Annotated in this window: 14 protein-coding genes; 3 read left to right on the plus strand and 11 right to left on the minus strand. The window is 51.2% G+C overall.

The window, feature by feature from the left end; all coding sequences use genetic code 11:
• Positions 1 to 139: 139 nt before the first annotated feature.
• The 11 genes from AABZ39_08795 to AABZ39_08845 all read right to left on the minus strand — a co-directional run bounded on the left by AABZ39_08795 (position 140) and on the right by AABZ39_08845 (position 13727).
• Entirely contained in the window at positions 140 to 679 is a 540-nt protein-coding gene (locus tag AABZ39_08795; protein MEK6794860.1) for a hypothetical protein, read from the minus strand.
• 268 nt (positions 680 to 947) lie between these two features.
• Positions 948 to 1994: a Gfo/Idh/MocA family oxidoreductase gene (locus AABZ39_08800; protein MEK6794861.1), complete on the minus strand. Its 1047-nt coding sequence runs from the start codon at positions 1992 to 1994 to the stop codon at positions 948 to 950.
• Positions 1995 to 2029: 35 nt separating this feature from the next.
• Entirely contained in the window at positions 2030 to 2449 is a 420-nt protein-coding gene (locus AABZ39_08805) for an AraC family transcriptional regulator (GenBank protein ID MEK6794862.1), read from the minus strand.
• Positions 2427 to 3233 (minus strand): PIG-L deacetylase family protein, encoded by an 807-nt coding sequence (locus AABZ39_08810; protein MEK6794863.1) that lies wholly within the window; start codon positions 3231 to 3233, stop codon positions 2427 to 2429. The genes AABZ39_08805 and AABZ39_08810 overlap by 23 nt, the downstream gene beginning before the upstream one ends.
• Positions 3233 to 4162 (minus strand): glucosamine-6-phosphate isomerase, encoded by a 930-nt coding sequence (locus AABZ39_08815; GenBank protein ID MEK6794864.1) that lies wholly within the window; start codon positions 4160 to 4162, stop codon positions 3233 to 3235. Before AABZ39_08815 ends, AABZ39_08810 begins: the two co-directional genes overlap by 1 nt.
• Before the next feature lie 312 nt (positions 4163 to 4474).
• Positions 4475 to 5575 carry an alanine dehydrogenase gene (gene ald / locus AABZ39_08820; protein MEK6794865.1) on the minus strand — a complete coding sequence of 367 codons (1101 nt, stop codon included), beginning with the start codon at positions 5573 to 5575 and terminating at the stop codon, positions 4475 to 4477.
• Between the two features lie 16 nt (positions 5576 to 5591).
• Positions 5592 to 6602 carry a polysaccharide deacetylase family protein gene (locus tag AABZ39_08825; GenBank protein MEK6794866.1) on the minus strand — a complete coding sequence of 337 codons (1011 nt, stop codon included), beginning with the start codon at positions 6600 to 6602 and terminating at the stop codon, positions 5592 to 5594.
• A 226-nt stretch (positions 6603 to 6828) separates the two neighbouring features.
• Positions 6829 to 8142 carry a DegT/DnrJ/EryC1/StrS family aminotransferase gene (locus tag AABZ39_08830; GenBank protein ID MEK6794867.1) on the minus strand — a complete coding sequence of 438 codons (1314 nt, stop codon included), beginning with the start codon at positions 8140 to 8142 and terminating at the stop codon, positions 6829 to 6831.
• A gap of 158 nt (positions 8143 to 8300) precedes the next feature.
• On the minus strand, positions 8301 to 10517 hold the full coding sequence (locus AABZ39_08835) for a glycoside hydrolase family 20 zincin-like fold domain-containing protein (GenBank protein MEK6794868.1): 2217 nt from the start codon (positions 10515 to 10517) through the stop codon (positions 8301 to 8303).
• 23 nt (positions 10518 to 10540) lie between these two features.
• Positions 10541 to 12406, minus strand: a complete 1866-nt coding sequence (locus AABZ39_08840) for a hypothetical protein (protein ID MEK6794869.1) — start codon at positions 12404 to 12406, stop codon at positions 10541 to 10543.
• Between the two features lie 223 nt (positions 12407 to 12629).
• Positions 12630 to 13727 carry a Gfo/Idh/MocA family oxidoreductase gene (locus AABZ39_08845; protein MEK6794870.1) on the minus strand — a complete coding sequence of 366 codons (1098 nt, stop codon included), beginning with the start codon at positions 13725 to 13727 and terminating at the stop codon, positions 12630 to 12632.
• Between the two features lie 315 nt (positions 13728 to 14042).
• Here AABZ39_08845 and AABZ39_08850 point away from each other — a divergent pair, with 315 nt between their 5' ends.
• The 3 genes from AABZ39_08850 to AABZ39_08860 all read left to right on the plus strand — a co-directional run.
• A complete protein-coding gene (locus tag AABZ39_08850; protein MEK6794871.1) occupies positions 14043 to 14951 on the plus strand; it encodes a PocR ligand-binding domain-containing protein in 909 nt (302 codons plus the stop codon).
• An 81-nt stretch (positions 14952 to 15032) separates the two neighbouring features.
• Positions 15033 to 16694, plus strand: coding sequence for a dihydroxy-acid dehydratase (gene ilvD / locus AABZ39_08855; GenBank protein ID MEK6794872.1), 1662 nt, complete (start codon positions 15033 to 15035; stop codon positions 16692 to 16694).
• Positions 16695 to 17007, plus strand: a 313-nt coding sequence (locus tag AABZ39_08860; GenBank protein MEK6794873.1) for an SRPBCC domain-containing protein, incomplete at its 3' end; no start/stop codon positions are given.

Below are 17007 nucleotides of genomic sequence, written 5' to 3' on the forward strand. Positions count from 1 at the left end.
CATCGCCTCCCGCCAGACTGTCGCGAAAATAGGGAACAGCGGGTTGCAACCCGCTGTTCTCATCGGTTCAGATAAATTATTGATACCCCGGATTCTTCGTTATGGGCGAATAGCTTTTGCGACAGTTCCCCACTCGGCGTCAACGCCCGTTCATCGCCCCGATGCGATCCAGCAGCGCATTGGCTTCGGCATAACCCCTGATAATAAATATGTTTTTTCGATTTTTATGTCCCGACAGAAGCGCCATGAAACGCGCCCTGTGCTTCCTGTTGTAATTGAAGATCCAACTGAAGAAGTCAAGATCAAAGCGCTCCCGGCAGGTTTCAGGGACATCGCTCCTGCGCGCGCCGAGGAATCTGCCTTTTATCACTCGCAGCGCCGCATTCCAGAGACATTGTACGGTCGGGAAATCGAAATAGATGACCGTATCGGCGCGCTTCAATCGCATCGGAAGCGTACCGCTGTAATTGCCGTCCATGATCCACTCGCGCTTCTTTATCACCGATCGAACGATACGCGTCCACGTATCACTGGGCGTGGGGATCCAGTTGCCCTTCCAGTAAAGCATATCCAGATGTATCAATTCATGATGGAGTATGCCGCTCAGTTTTTTCGCGAACGTCGATTTACCCGCGCCGCCGCAGCCGATGATGAGTATGCGTTTCATCGATACAGCCATGATCTCGGATCTCCCTCATCGCGGATGAACAGCCGCCGCCAAGTATACTACCCGCCGAATTCCTGTCAATTCAGAAAGAAAATGATCCGGGAAATAACATCGATGCTTCGTTATCCCGCTATCATTGTTCATGCTCGACCGTGAACAGCCGCTTCGCCGCGTTTACACCGCCCGCACCGGCATATAGTCTATACCATCCCGAATAACAAGTCATGTCAATCACGGAGGGACGAGACGTTATGCCGAAAAATGCATTCGAAACAATACGTTATCGGATCATTATTTTCATTCCATTCTTTGATGATTTATATGCAGCATCGATGATCTTCTGCAAATGTACACCATCCGCTCCACTTACTTCTGTCGGGTTATTATGCAGAATGGAATCGCTGAACGATTCGATCTCCTTTGCGTAGAGATTCCCGAACACGGCGGTTACGGGATATCCTCGTTCAAACACCGTGCGCTGCAGTGCATCATACGAAGCATTCGGATCCGCCTGTCGCAGGAATGCTTCGCCGCCGTCATCCTGTGCAAGTGTGCGCTCAGCTGTGATGCTTCCAGCAGTGCCGAAAAATGAAAGCGGCGTTGTCCCGACAATGTCCGGTATGTTAAAATTACTTTCCGATATCGCATACGCTCCGTTCTCGAGTTCAAGAAGCACCGAAGCGGAATCATCAGATTTGTACCGGAATGATTTCGTACCGGTTAGCGCCATTACCGATCTTGCTTTCTGTCCACTGATCTGTTCTATAATATCTATGGAGTGAATACCTAGATCGATAAGCGCACCGCCCCCACTCAATGCAGGATCCTGCCGCCACGCGTTAGGTATATCCGGATACCAGCATGAGAACTGCGCATGCGCGGAGACAATAGCACCTATCCCGTTCGATGTGATGATCTTTTTCATTTCGACATGCAGAGCGCTGTACCGCATCATCAGTCCCACGGCAAACTTTACGCCCTTTTTTTCGCAGTATGCTACTGCAGCGTACGCCTCGTTCGCATTGAGCCCGATAGGTTTCTCGATGAGAATGTGTTTTCCGCGATCCGCCGCTGCGTGTATTTGCTTGCAATGCTCAAAAACCGGTGTGGCTATATACACTGCATCAACGTCCGGATCATCCAGTAGGTCGTTGCATGTAGGATAGGGCTTTGCTTCCGGGTACTTTTGCGCGAGCGCCGCAAGCCGCTTTTCATCAACATCCATGATCGCTGCAAGTCGGGCATTGTTCGACAGAAGCATACCCGGTATCGTACGTCGATCGGCGATGCCTCCTGCTCCGATAACGCCCCAGGATACTTTATTCATCGTCAGTTGCTCCTTATTTTATAACCATTTTTATACTAGCACGATCGGGAGATGACGTCTTGTCCTGTTATGCTATATTTTTGTCCGATGATGCTCAATTGCAGACCCCGTGTATCGTCTGCCATAAGCGAATAGACAGGCGCTACTCCTGTAATTTTCCTGAATATCCGCGAAAAATAAAATACATCATCATACCCCACCATTCTTGCTACCTCGTTGACGGGCATATTCTCTGAATGCAGCAATGGCATGGCTGCTGACACCCGCGCCCTTACCAGATACCCCTTTAATGTACAATTGTATCTTTCCTTAAACAACTCGGACAACCGCCGCGCGCTGACACCGGAGTAAGCGGCAATATCGGAAACACGGATATCTTGAGTGTAGTTTTCTCCGATATAACCAAGTGCTTTTTTTATTCGCGGGTCGTCATCACTGCTTTTTATTTTCACCACGTGCGCCATCCTTGCGGCCATTCTCTGCATATATGGCTTTCGTGCCAAGCACTTGCATGAGCGGGTCATAATTGATCGCTGAAAGCCCACGTGTACAATGCTGTCGGAACCCCTCTGCGTATTCATAACGCATCGACATGCTGCCTACAGCGGCGGACATTGATGTCATCGCCTCAAGGTATGCGTTCATGCCCTGACTGGTATCAAGCCATTTTTTCTGGGTGTGGTGCATCGCAAGCATTTTTCGCTTCTTTTCGATCGCCGGTGTAATATCGATATAGATCTCGGGGACGATGCGCTTGCGCATGCCGTCATGTAATCCATATGGCTCAGCATGATACACAGCGATATCTTTTGATATTTTTGCACGCTTTGGTTTTGTTCCATAATTCTTCATGCCGCGGCAGAACGCCGCCGTAACCGCAATTCGGGCAGTATTCATATGATCTTCCATGTAATCTTCAAGCGATGGCACGAGCATGATATCCGGGGCAACCTCGCGAACAATAGCTGCCATTCGCCGAACAATTTTATCTTCATAATAGACCATTAAATCATCAACAAGGCTTTCGTGATAGAAGGCGCCGAGAAAAGCAGCAGCAGCTTTCGCCTCAGCTCGCCGCAGACGGACGATATTGCGCACAGAGTGCTCGTCCGTACCGCATGATCCGTTCGCAACATTTATGTAATGGATATCAGCGCCCTTCTCGCGAAGAAGAAAAAGCGTTCCCACCATCATGAATTCTATATCGTCGGGATGACAGCCGACGGCAAGTACGGTCATTAGTGCATCTCCACCGCGCAGATGCCGATGCCGCTGCGCAGATAATTGAAACGCACATCCTGATGATCGGCAAGAAGCGACATCGGTACTGCTGTATCAGGGATCTTTTTAGCTATCATGAGAGCGGTCAGGCGCATGCCGAAAGGATTATCATGCCACCCCGGGTTCCAAATCGATACGGTATCCGTCTTCCACGTTTCAGCTGGACCGACCGTAAGCGCCCGCGTGGGTATATCGGTGACAATACCGCCTCCGGAGGTCCGTGCATTCTGCATTATTGTCATCGGATGCAGATCGACGATGCGTGTACCGAGCGCCCGATATTCAGCGGGAGTCGGTGGCGCATCGAAATATTTTCCTTCACGTTTTGGCGGATCATTGAACGCCCAATGTTTTACCTCGCCCTGGCCGCCCTGCATGATGAGGCAGCGGATTTCATCGTATGCGCGGCTGTATTCCGAAAGACCGTCAACACTCGGGAAATGCATATTCTCTTTCGGCATTCGCAGTTTCGGTTTTATACGATTGAAGCAGAGGTCCATATCGCATTTTGCAAATCCGAGGGGGTGCTCAACACTCACTTCTCTGCCGTCAACTACCCATTCATCCATGCCCCAAAAGTGACAATGTTTTAAATTGATATCAAGCGCATTGACAAGCTCGGCGACAAGCGGGAGCTGCTCGGTAGGTCCGACCGGTCCGCAGATGCCGGCGGGTTCCGCTGCACTCGCCGTTCTCCATGCGCTGATATATTCAAGCGCTTCGGCCATAAAAAATGCCTCGCGGGTCTCATAAAACTTCACCGTAAAACCCGGACGCGCAAGTTGTTCGATATCGCGTACCGTCAATCGTGCTGCGTCGTGTAGAATTGCATCATCAATCGTGGTATAGTCCCACCAACCGTGTGCTACCGAACTTTCTCTGCGCATATGCGACCTCCGCTATTTGACATATCTGAACACCGATGTGGCGGTTCATTCGAGTACTGCAAAGCTTTTCCTTTTTTCATGCCCGCCTTTATTTCGCTGTAGTTTATAGCGATACCATTGTATGGTTTATGGCGATCTCCATATTTTATTTTGTTTTTGCAATGTCCGGCCGCATTGCTGGTATACTCGGGCCGCTCCGGCACTTCACGATCGCACCACATATTATAGCTCAGATGAATGAGATCACCCCATAGCAGCGATGTTTTCACGGGCATACTCCCCGCACTCTTTTCACTCCGATCCGTATCGTTTTCATGCGGAAAGTTCGGTCGCCTGCATGCCGTGCGCTTCGGCAACACCGGCATGCGTGAGCGTTCCGTTTATCGTGTTTACACCCGACCGCAACTCTGTTATCGTTGCAAGCGCCCGCTCGACGCCGAGATCGGCTATCTTCTGCGCATAGGGAAGCGTTGCGTTCGTCAGTGCCTGCGTTGCCGTACGTGCATATGCGCCGGGCATATTGGCTACACAATAATGCGTAATGCCCTCTTCCACGTAGGTCGGGGCGACGTGTGTCGTCGCATGCGATGTTTCTGCGCATCCGCCCTGATCGATTGCGATATCGACGAACACTGAACCGGGCTTCATCATGCGGAGCATGTCGCGCCGGATTATTTTCGGTGCCTTCATGCCCGGGATGAGCACCGCGCCGATAAGAAGATCCACAGACGGCAGCTTGTCCAGAAGATTCTGCTCATTTGAGAACAGCGTATGCGCCGAGCTGTGAAGCGCCACATCGAGAAATCGCATCTTCTCCAGGTCGACCTCAAGTATCGTTACATCAGCGCCCATGCCCATGGCCATGCGTCCCGCATTTATGCCCGCAGTACCGCCGCCGATGACGAGCACCGAACCGGGGAGCACGCCGGGTACGCCGCCGAGAAGCACGCCCTTGCCGCCTATCGCTTTGCTCAGGAGATTCGCCCCCACAATGGACGACATGCGTCCGGCAATCTCACTCATCGGTTCAAGGAGCGGCAGACGCCGACCGACCATGACCGTTTCATACGCTATGCCGGTAGTCCCCGAAGATATAAGCGCATCCGTAAGTTTTTTTTCTGCAGCAAGATGCAGGTACGTGAACAGGATTAGTCCGCGGCGCAGGTATCGATATTCATCGGGAAGCGGTTCTTTTACTTTTATTACCATATCGCAGCCCCAGGCATCCGCCGACGACGGTACGATACGCGCTCCCGCGGAACGATATGCGTCATCGTCAAACCCGCTGCCGATGCCGGCATTCGATTCAACGAGTACAGAGTGTCCCGCGCTTGCGAGCATGCGTGCTCCACCCGGTGTACATGATACACGATTCTCCTTTGTCTTGATCTCTCTAGGAATTCCAATGGTCATATGTATCTCCTTTGTTTTATCTCTTGCGGCTGATATAAAAGTCGACTAATTGGCTGCACGTCGGGGTCCAGATACGCTTATCCTGCTGGAGTTCACCTGCATACCGTATGATAGGCAATAGAAATCCATTGAGCGCGTCAATATCCCATGCCGCGTTCTGAACGGCAAGATTTATCGGATGGCATAGCAGCGTGAAGACGATATTGTGCTCGATCGCCATATCGATGAGCCGTTTCCAGACCAGAAAAGCACCGTGCGGTGTACGGTCGAAGCCTACGATCGTATTCTCCGCAGCAAAACGATGTACCGCATCGAGAAATCCTTGATTATTCTCATCAGCGATCAAGAGTGGCCAGTCGTATGAGGTTCCATCCATTGGTATTTCCACGATATTGTATCGTTTTCCGGATAATTCCGCGTAGCCGGGGCTCGATCCGAGCCTGTTGCTTTGTATCGTTGCGTTACTTGCCCATGACAGCCCTGCTGATTCAAATGCATCATAGCAAAAATTATTGAAATGTCCGTACGGCAGCCGGCAACCTTTGACCGGTATTCCGGAAATGCGCGTAAGCACTTCCACGCTTTTCTCTATATCCGATCGCACCGCGTCGTAATCGAAATGACCATGATACACATACGGTTCTTTTCCCTGCATGTCGTGCCGATATCCATGACTTGCTATTTCAGCACCTGACGCAGCGATCGCTTTTACAAAATCCGAGCCGTGATCCTCCGCCATTTTACCGACAATATTATACGTCGCCGATACAGTGGCATTCTCATGCACTTTTGTCATCGTGAAATAATTTTTTATTTCGGTGCGGACATCGCCGCTGCCGTTGCCATAATCACCTTCTACATCGTAGGTGAAAAGCACGGCGGCCTTTGCGCCGTTGGGGAATGTGGTGCCCGGTTGCATTGCATCGGTTATAGAAAAACCACCAACTGGTTTGCCGGAAAAAAAGCTCCCACCGCAGGTGCCCTCGTGTGAGTCCATGAGCGCACGAATATCGATATTTTGTCCCATTACCGGCCCTCCACGACGAAAGATCTGCATGGCGCCTGAGTGCTCCATTTCAGCCGAAGCGGAATGGAAAAGCTTTTCACATACGTCCCGCTGAACCGCCCTAAGTGTATCATATTACACAACGCAGCGATACTCATGTCAAATAGTCCCTTAGTTCTTTCTTTTGTCATCATAAGTTCCCGCGTAGTATGTGTCTATGGCATAGTCCCGAACACGGCTGCTATCGCTAGCGCTTCATCGCCGTTACCGATTTGATCACCGCATCCGCCATGCAGGCGATATCCTTCTGTGCAAAATCGTACAGCGGCAGATGCGTGAAGCGATGAAGGAATGCATCCTCCGCACGAGGGCATGTTCTCGCAATGGCGGCGGTATCATAGCCGAGCTGCCTGAGCATTGAAAAACGATACAGCGGTGCAAAATGTGCTATCTGTGTAACTCCATGGGCGCTGAGATTTTTCTTGAAATCCTGAATGTCGCCGCGTAACGCAGACGGATCAATTTTCAGAAGATAGAGATGATGCGTGCTTTTTATATCCTTTGAATCGAGCGGCGGCACTTCAATGCCGGGTATCCCGGAAAGCCGCGAATTAAGGTACGCCGCGTTCTTTCTGCGTTTTGCGATTATGGTGTTCAATCGCTTGAGCTGCCCGGATAACGCAACCGCCTGAATCTCCGTTGCCGAATGATTGCCGGGAACGAAATGTTCCCCGCGCCACTTAAGCGCTGCGATATCATAGAGCCAATGATCTATTGGGTGCGCGATGTCGAATCCTGCAAAGCGGGCCTTTGCGAAATCTTCGCCGCACGGTTCATTCGTGACGAGGATGCCGCCCTCGCCGAGCGAGGTGATGTTCTTTACTTCGTGGAAACTGTACGCACCGAAGTGTCCTATAGTGCCGAGATGCTTCCCCTTGTACATGCCGCCGAAGCCGTGAGCAGCGTCCTCAAGCACTGTTATGCCACGTGCGTTCGCGATCTTCATTATAGGGTCCATGTCCACCGGATAGCCGCCGAGATGCACCGGCATGATGACCTTTGTCTTTGCGGTGATCTTCCGTTCCACGTCCGCCGGGTCCATATTCAGTGTTATCGGGTCGACATCGGCGAATACCACCTTCGCACCGAGAGAAAGAGGATAGAGCATGGTCGCGGCAAACGTTATTGCGGGAACAATGACTTCATCCCCCGCTTTCACACCGGCAAAACCGTGTGCGATCTCAAAGCCGGCCGTAGCGTTCGTGAGGAATACTGCATGTTTTGCACCGAGGAATGCACTCACTTTTTTTTCAAGCTCTTTTACTTTGGAGCCGAGCGTAAGTTTTCGTGCGTACCCGCCGAGGGCGCAGGTCTTATGCACTTCTGCCGCAAGACGTGAGAACTGAGCGCGATACTTCGTCTTGGCATCTCCCGCCGGCACCAGGAACTTCAGGATGTCCACGATATCATCGGCGTGTACCGATTCACCGACCGTTGCCCAGGGGATCCGTGTCGCACCCGTATTGTATCGAAAATCTGTTGCGTTCTGTTTCTTTGACATGGTCAACTCCCATTATCGTTTATCTATACAATAACACAGAGATATCCCACCGTCTTGCCGTGTACTGCTGTTCATTTGCTCAATATTGCTTTGATTGTCGCGCGTGCTGGGTGCATATTTTATTCTCAGCGCGTAGATCCGCGGTGCTGAATGAACCCTTATGCAACAGGCATCTTTAAGAGTGCATCGATCTTCGTCAATGTCGCTTTTGTCACAGTAATTTTTGCATCTATCTTCTTCGGCGTATATTGGTAGCCGAATGCTTCGCCATGGAACCCCAGCATGGGGTTTTTTACGGCTAGTGTACGGCAGTGCCGTGCATTTGCTATTTCTTCGCGTGCTATGGCGGACATGCGACTCAACAGCGTATGCGATGCCCGTACATTTGTTTCTTCAAGATAGGCATTCCTGAGACTGATGAACTCGGTAACATGTGCTGCCGTAAGCAGCTGTGAATGAACCGCCGCCGATACAGTGTATTCGCGAATATAGTTCGGTTTTAATGCGGGAGGGACCATCTTTGCCGTTTTCTTCATCACCGCAAGCCCTTTTTCCCATTCCCTGCAAAAGTTTCTGAGACAAGACACCAGTTTTTCAGGTGTAAATGGACCGAGATAACAGGTAATGTCGTCACCGAAGTCTATACGTTCCATGAGTACGTGGTACATGTCATATTGTATCTCGGCGGGGAGAAGCCATGCTACCGGTGTTGGGGCGTCATTCTTTTCGAATACCAACGGATACGCCGGTCCGTAATTCTGCGGCCCCCAGTAGAGGAGCGGAATGCTGAACGGATAGTGCTTAGCTGCAGAATCGAAATGCCTCCATGCGTTACAGAATCCCGGTGCAGCGGTCGTGCCGAATTCACGCTGTGCGAATGTCAAAAGATATTCATCAATATCTGACGGGATCGGGTCCCAGGAAAATGCGTTGGCGACTTCGGTGTTCGGCGAAAGTATGTTGCCGAAATTCCAGCATTCCATCGCGCCGGAAACGCCACGCTCTTTTGCGCGGATGAGCTTTTCAGCTAAATTCCGATAGAGTGGGAAATATGGTACTGATGCGATCTCGTGAGTTGTCCCGATCTGCAGCTTTGCATACACCTCTCGGCCGCTTGACATCACTTCTTGTGCGGTCCTGGAAAATCGGTCGGCGGGACCGACAAAAGTCAGGCTGTATTCGTCAATAAGATGTTCAAACCCGTCAGTCACGCGCTGAGATCCACGTTCAAAGTCAGCCATGATGATGACATCATGCGGAACTTTCGCGATGATCTTTGATTGCGGATCGTCATAATACATGCTCCAGCTCCAGTTCCAGGCGATGACCTGTGCCTCGGGGTTTGCAGCCTTGACACCATCGCGTATGAGCGTTATGACCTCGCCGATAACATCTTCGGGTGTGCGTTCTCGGCAGCGTGGGCATTGCATTGTGCTCACCCCCGTTTCGAACTGATTTTCCCGAGTGGTGAAGTGAGAATAACAGTGCGTATGATACTCCGACGCTGTAATAAGTATAACACCCCCGAGCAGTGGGATACGAGAAAAAATGGAACGCATGCCATCGCGGAGAAATGACTTTACCTCAGGTGTGCTCGTGCAAAGCGCGGCTGCTTTTTCATCAGCATGCAACTGCCCCTTGACGTGCGGATACGAATCAAAAAACGCGCTGTTCTCGGGCATTGCAAGCGGTTCATTGAAATAGAGATACACCCTGATGCCGTACCGTGATGCTCGTACAACGAGGTCATTGAGCTCAGCGATCTTTTCATCCGAACCGACCCCGAACTCGGGGAATACATCGACCTTGGCCAGGTCGGATAGCTTTCCGCGCAGCCAAATACCGTTGAAGCCACTGTGGGCGATTTTGTTGAGATAGTTGTCAGGGTATGCGATCTTCTGTCGTGCGAATTCATCCGCATAAAAAAACGCCATGGGTGAACGGAGAATGCGCGTCTGAAGCGATGGACTTTTCGATATCGTGCCGATAGGCAGTATCGGAGCGCCGTGTACGCGCATGATATCTTCCAGATGGAAAAGAGCATACATGATGCCGCTGTCATCGCCTTCGATTCGTATCACTTCACGAGTAACATCTATGGAATACGACTCTGCTTTTTTGCTTGCTTTGCATATAAGTGAAATGGTGTTTTTCACGGCCATGCGCCGTTCATGGATGGTGACGCCGGACGCCTTCATGAACGCCCTCAATCCCTTCACCGCCTGAACGACCCGTGGCGATGCATTTTCGGGAAGCGTTATGCCCCATGTGTCGGAAAGGCAGATCTCGTTGCTTTTCGGTACTGACTTTCTGAAACGCGGGATAGTGGTATTCATCGCTTTTTTTAGATCGGCAAAGAACGGTATCGTTTTCATTGCAGGCTCCGAGGGCGCTATTCCTACGGTGTACGAAGATCGACGCTTTGTTTCCACTTTCCCGGTGCAGTGATCAGCTTGCTTTGATCGATCTGCCACCGATTCGACTCCCTCAGCTGCTCCGTTCCATCGGTCTCAGCATACAAGAGTTGGTCACCGACAACATTGTCGATGATCAGCTTGCTGCGCCGCTGTTCAGTAAATCCCTGGATATTCCCGAGAATTAATGCATTTGTATTGTTCGGTATGTTCATATTTCGAATGGTCACATTCATTCCGCTGCATAAAACGCCAAGCGGAGACTTAAGTCCAGCTTCAATGGCACTTGCTGTTTTCCACACAACACAATTTTCAATATTGATCTGAGCACTTAATGTGCCGTCATCGACGGCGTCGAATAGAAGCGGCTCATCTTTATCCCACTCGAAACGCACATTCATGATGTTGAATTTACCGTTGCTTCGGTTTATTGTCGGCCCGCCACCGCACCCATCGTTATAGATACTGTTCGGCATCAGTTTCAATAGAGAGCCAATACAGGTCATCGAACCACCGAACACATTGATAAATCCGCCAGCCTCGACAAGGAATGCAGTGGCATGTCCGGTGTTCTCTGGACGGTGCGCCCCATACCATGCGCATCCGAAAAAATCGATGTTAAACGCCTGTGCATTACGCAGATGCAGTGCGATCCCGTTTTTTCTGAAGATGCACGAATAAAATTGCTGTGTATCGCCCATGTCGGTACCTGCGATATCGACAGCCTGGTAAAGACCGGAAAAGGTTATATTTTCAAATCGATTCAGATACATTGACGGACGTCCTGTACTATTCTTATCCTTTGGATAAGAACTGACCATGTAGAAACCGGTAGTTCTATTATTTCGCTCATGCTCGGGACCGGCGCTGATCGTAAAATCACGGAATGAGAGCGTAACAGCATACTGTATCCAGAAGAGTGGCACTGGCTCGGTACAATAGAGCACGGTCATTCCTTCAGGACCTGCGCCGGACAATGAAAATCCGCGAAAGTCCTGTATTTTTATCGTACGATTGATGATGTATTGTCCATTGGGCATATAGACAGGACTTGTACCATACTGATAATCTTTTTTCCAATTCTGTGTCGCTGAGACCTTTTCGTCAAGCGTTTTCCCAATATATCGATTGGCGCGTGCATATCGGATAGCCTCGCAGAGTCCGACGAAGTCTCGCTCATCCTCAGAACGATAGCGATCTTTGCCATATCGGATATCGATCTCGTTTTGCGTTCTGTAGAGTTCACTCAGGGGGTGTGATGTGCCGTCGCCAACGGCGCCAAAATCACGGATGTTCAATCTGCTGAACGCTTTCTCTTCGCTCAGGCCGGGGAGATTTGTTTCCGGCACATAGTGCGGTGTGTTGCCGAAATCATAGCGCTGTCCGATAGGCAGTGGCATTGGGACAATAGAAAGTATTGTCGACGGGTCGTATCCGGAATCTTTTCTCGCAATAATTATCGTATCGATTTTAAGACCGCCCTCACGGTTCCTTAGTGTAAGCGTGTGCTTTCCCTGCGCAAGTGTAAATGTATACCGCTGCTTGTAATTTACCGCCTTTTCAATACGATCACGAATCCCATCATATTGCCACGAACTGCAATTTTTAACATCCCAGGTAATAGGCATGCCATTATCGACGATGACGAATATGGAATCGCTTCTGCTGTCTTCGGCTATTACCCGAGCGAATATTGTATAGTCGCCGGGTATGGCAACAGTAAATGAAAGTAAACAGTCGCCCGTGTTCTCTCCGGCACTCCTTGGGGTAACGATATATTTTTCTCCGGAGGCCAATTCATCAGTTTCAACCGTCATCGGCGATGTGCAAATGCCGGACTCAGCTTCCACTAATGTGACTCCGGGCTTAGTGACAGCAAGCGAAGTCGCATACCCATGTGCGAATGCAGCAAGTGCGCAAGTCAACGCAAGTATGCTCGATCGACAATAGCTATGTATGAATGTGGATCCTATCGCTCGCATGCGTACAACATACGTGGGGATCATATCCAGTATCTCGCCGAAGCACAAGAAAATCATTTTATTTTCCATCGTTGATACCATCCTTGTTCATTTACCATGTTCGCGGGTCTGGGATATTGATCTTTTTTCCGCCAGCACGTATCGATTGTTCGGCGCATATTCCCGGCAGCCCGAAGTCAAGCGCTGTATACACATCGATCGGTGGTTTCGTATTGTTTTGTATAGAACTTATAAAATCACGTATCAAATAGTATTCACTGGTGCCGTGCCCGCCTTTATTCGCTTCCTCCGGCGCATGCGGATCGTTTATCGTTATCTGAGCGGGAGTTAAGGACGGGGTCGCGGGGGCGTCCTTGAAGTGCACATATCCCTCTGTATTGGGATTCCAGCGGGAATTCTCGATACAGCCCTTGGTTCCGTAAACTGAAATGAAATGATGGTCGCGCCCTCGCTCGTGAGAAAACCCGACAAGCAGTTTTATTACTGCACCGCTCTCCGAATGGAAAACCCCAAGCTGCATATCAACGGTTCCATTTTCCGGTGAAATACGGGCGCCGGTTGAAAACCCGGTCGCATCGACGAGTCGCTCACCCAACATCGTTATAATCGGACCTAAGTCATGCATGCAATACATTATCGGCGGAAGATTGGTGCGCCACGTAGCTGAACCGTCGGGCGTTTTAAGAAGCGACGGTATGTGGTGTATATACTCGACTTCTGCATAGGTAATTGCTCCGACCGCCCCGCCGCGAACACGTTGTATCCATTCCCGTATGAAATGGATGTAGTTATAGTTTGCCGCCATCATATACTTGCGATTACTGTGTTTCCGTACTGCCCTGACGAGCTGTTTTGCCTCATTGACAGTATACGCGGGCGGCACTTCCGAAAGCACGTGTTTGCCCTGTTCAAGCGCTTTTATTACATGCTCGACGTGCAGCGGAAAAGGTGTTGCGATCACCGCGATATCAAAATCACTCCGGATGAACGATTCGAAATCGCGGTACGATCGTTCAATGTCGAGATCAGCAGCGACAGTTTCGGCACGGGCAAAGTCAGTATCGCATACCGCAGCAACGCGTGTTTCGCTATGATCATTGAAAAGCTCTACAAATGACATGCCTCGCCGCAATCCGGCGATGCCGACAGTATAGGCAATAGGAAATTTGTTCGATTTGTTTTTCATCATTGTAGGTTAGCACCGGCACGCGCTGCTGTTCATGGGACAATAGCAGCCTTTTTTAAGAAGTCTATTACTGCTGACAGCATTATACTGCACAGTATTCTGCTGTCCACTCATGCGGAGACGAGTTACGCATTCGAATATATGCAATATTAATGGGTGCTGTTTAACCATATATGACTTCCTCACTTGATTCTTCTGTAAGTATAATACTTACGTGTCGGCTTTCTTGCTGCCTATTGCCGCCAATTTGCCCGATGTTGCTCGCGAAACCCGATCGGGAATTTGCTCTTTTTTGCCGAGGCCATATACTCAAAGCGTATGAGCAGCGAACAGACCATGCCAACGGGCGATAATACGCAGCGCTATGCCGCATTCCTGAGAAGCCCCCGGATCAAGGACCTGTGCATAATGTTCTCACGGATAACCGGTCTTGTCATCGATATCGACGGCGCGGACGGTGTGCCGATAGCATCGTTCTACGATCGTGCCGCCGAGAACCCGTTCTGCCGGAAGCTGAAGCAGGAGCGTTCGGGATTCGCTGCATGCGCTGCATGTACCGCACGTGCGTTCGCCCATATCCGCAAAACGAGCGCCCCGTACGTCTATCGCTGTGACTTCGGACTTACCGAGATAGTCATACCCATACTCATCGGGAAACAATTCGTGTGCGCCCTGCTGACCGGGCAATTCTTCACACGTGCCGCAGACCGCCTGCGGGCATCCGAAATACATCGTATGCTGCGAAACACAGGGCAATCGCCTACTGAACTCATTTCCCTCTATCGCAAAACCCGCATTCTGTCACCAGATACGACGAACGCTATAATCGATTTCCTTACGCTCATCTTCCAGCAGGTACTCGGGGACTTTGAAGAAAAAATTTCCCACTACGAACATTATCAGGAGCACGCCCCTGTGGGTCGTGCGGTATCGTATCTGAAGGCCAACTTCCATTCGACAATCCGGCTTACGGACATTGCCGCTCACGCAGGGGTAAGCAAATTCTATTTCACGCGGCTTTTTAAAGAGGCGATGGGTTTTTCTGTTTTCGAATATATCACTATACTTCGCATGACAAAAGCAAAGGATTTGCTTCACACCCGTTCTGTGCTCGATACGTGCTACGATGTTGGCTACTCGAGTCTCTCATTTTTTACACGGGCGTTCAAAAAAGCGAACGGCATAACGCCGGGGCAGTTCCAGCGAGAGATCAATAAAAGCCGATAGTGCTCTACAAACTCCTCATGCCGCTTTACTTTATCCATGATGATTTATATAATCCTATCCATCTTCCTACAAGGATACCCTATGCGTTCCGATGCAATGAAAAAAGGCGTTGAAAAAGCGCCCCACCGCTCTCTCCTCTATTCACTCGGACTCACTAAGGAAGAGATCGATCGCCCTATCATCGGCATAGCCAACTCGGCGAATGAGATAATCCCCGGCCATATTCACCTCGACAAGCTCGTCGAAGCGGTGAAAGCGGGCATTCGCATGGCAGGCGGAACGCCGCTTGAGTTCTCCACCATCGGCGTCTGCGACGGCCTTGCGATGAACCATGAAGGCATGAAATACTCCCTGGGCAGCCGCGAACTCATCGCCGATTCCTGCGAGATAGTCGCAAAGGGACATCCCTTCGACGGCATGGTCTTTATTCCGAACTGCGACAAGGTCGTGCCGGGCATGATCATCGCCATGGCGCGGCTCAACATTCCCGCACTCGTCGTCTCCGGCGGACCGATGCTCGCCGGCAAGATGAGCACATCCGAGCTCGGGCTCGATAATATGTTCGAAGCGGTGGGCAAGGTCGCCGTCGGCAAGATGAGCGAAGAAGAGCTTCATGAAATGGAGATGTGCACCTGCCCGTCCGCGGGAAGCTGCTCGGGTCTTTTCACCGCCAATTCGATGAACTGCCTCTCCGAAGCGCTCGGTGTCGCTCTCCCCGGCAACGGTACCATACCGGCCGTGTACTCGGAACGCATGCGTCTGGGCAAATACACCGGTATGAAGATAATGGAACTCGTCGAAAAGAACATACGCCCGTCGGACATCATGACGCGCGATGCTATCGAGAACGCAGTCACGGTGGACATGGCCATAGGCGGGTCATCGAACACCGCGCTTCATATCCCCGCAATTGCGCATTATGCCCGCGTACCCATCACGATGGACCTTTTTAATGAGATAAGCACGCGCACGCCGCATCTGTGTTCGCTTGCGCCCGCGGGACCGCACCATATGGAAGATATGTACCATGCGGGTGGCGTCTATGCCGTCATGAGCGAGCTTGCAAAGAAGAATCTCCTTAAGACGAACGTTAAAACGGTCACCGGGAAAACGCTCGGCGAGAACCTTATCGGTGTAAAGAACAAGAACACTGCGGTGATACGCTCCATCGATAAACCGGTGCACGCGGACGGCGGTCTTGCGGTGCTTTTCGGCAATCTCGCGCCTGCCGGCTCGGTCGTGAAGCAGGCTGCCGTTGTCGAGAAAATGCTCCGGCACAAAGGCCCCGCGCGCGTGTTCGAAAGCGAAGAGTCGGCATGCGAGGCAATACTCGGCGGCAAGATAAAGAAAGGCGATGTCATCGTCATACGCTACGAAGGTCCTGCCGGCGGTCCCGGCATGCGCGAGATGCTCTCTCCCACGGCGAACATCGCCGGCATCGGTCTCGGCGAGGATGTCGCGCTCATCACCGACGGACGATTTTCCGGCGCAACGCGCGGATCATCCATCGGACACGTTTCCCCGGAAGCGGCGCTCGGCGGCCCCATAGCAGCGGTGAACGAAGGGGATATCATCTCCATCGATATACCGGCGAAGAAGCTTACGCTCGAAGTCCCCGATGAAGAGATAAAAAAGCGTCTTGCGAGCATCAAGCCGCGCGAGCCGAAGATAAAAGAGGGATACATGGCGCGTTACGCGAAGATGGTGTCATCAGCGGATAAGGGCGCGGTATTCCCGCTCTAGATGCCGGAAAAACTGAAAGTATCGGCTGTTCTTCCCGCCTCTCCGAAAGAAGTGTTCGAGGCATGGCTTGACAGCAAGGCGCACGGCAGCTTCACCGGCGGCAAAGCGAAGATAGCCCCAAAGGTCGGCGGGGCGTTCACCGCTTGGGATGACTATATTTCGGGAACGACGCTCTCGCTTGAAAAGCACAAGCGTATCGTACAGTCATGGCGCACCGCGGAATTCCCGGACGGCAGCCCCGATTCAGAATTGGAAGTGCTCCTTGCGCCGGTGAAAGGCGGAACGAAGATCACACTGGTGCATACCGAAATCC

This window comes from Spirochaetota bacterium (assembly GCA_038043445.1).
In the GTDB taxonomy this organism is placed as follows: Bacteria; Spirochaetota; Brachyspiria; order Brachyspirales; family JACRPF01; genus JBBTBY01.

Bases quoted from the DNA above. Each gene is read 5' to 3' on its own strand.
- AABZ39_08795 (MEK6794860.1), bottom strand. From the start codon at position 679: ATGGCTGTATCGATGAAACGCATACTCATCATCGGCTGCGGCGGCGCG.
- AABZ39_08800 (MEK6794861.1), bottom strand. From the start codon at position 1,994: ATGAATAAAGTATCCTGGGGCGTTATCGGAGCAGGAGGCATCGCCGAT.
- AABZ39_08810 (MEK6794863.1), bottom strand. From the start codon at position 3,233: ATGACCGTACTTGCCGTCGGCTGTCATCCCGACGATATAGAATTCATG.
- AABZ39_08815 (MEK6794864.1), bottom strand. From the start codon at position 4,162: ATGCGCAGAGAAAGTTCGGTAGCACACGGTTGGTGGGACTATACCACG.
- ald (MEK6794865.1), bottom strand. From the start codon at position 5,575: ATGACCATTGGAATTCCTAGAGAGATCAAGACAAAGGAGAATCGTGTA.
- AABZ39_08825 (MEK6794866.1), bottom strand. From the start codon at position 6,602: ATGGGACAAAATATCGATATTCGTGCGCTCATGGACTCACACGAGGGC.
- AABZ39_08830 (MEK6794867.1), bottom strand. From the start codon at position 8,142: ATGTCAAAGAAACAGAACGCAACAGATTTTCGATACAATACGGGTGCG.
- AABZ39_08835 (MEK6794868.1), bottom strand. From the start codon at position 10,517: ATGAAAACGATACCGTTCTTTGCCGATCTAAAAAAAGCGATGAATACC.
- AABZ39_08845 (MEK6794870.1), bottom strand. From the start codon at position 13,727: ATGATGAAAAACAAATCGAACAAATTTCCTATTGCCTATACTGTCGGC.
- AABZ39_08850 (MEK6794871.1), top strand. From the start codon at position 14,043: ATGAGCAGCGAACAGACCATGCCAACGGGCGATAATACGCAGCGCTAT.
- ilvD (MEK6794872.1), top strand. From the start codon at position 15,033: ATGCGTTCCGATGCAATGAAAAAAGGCGTTGAAAAAGCGCCCCACCGC.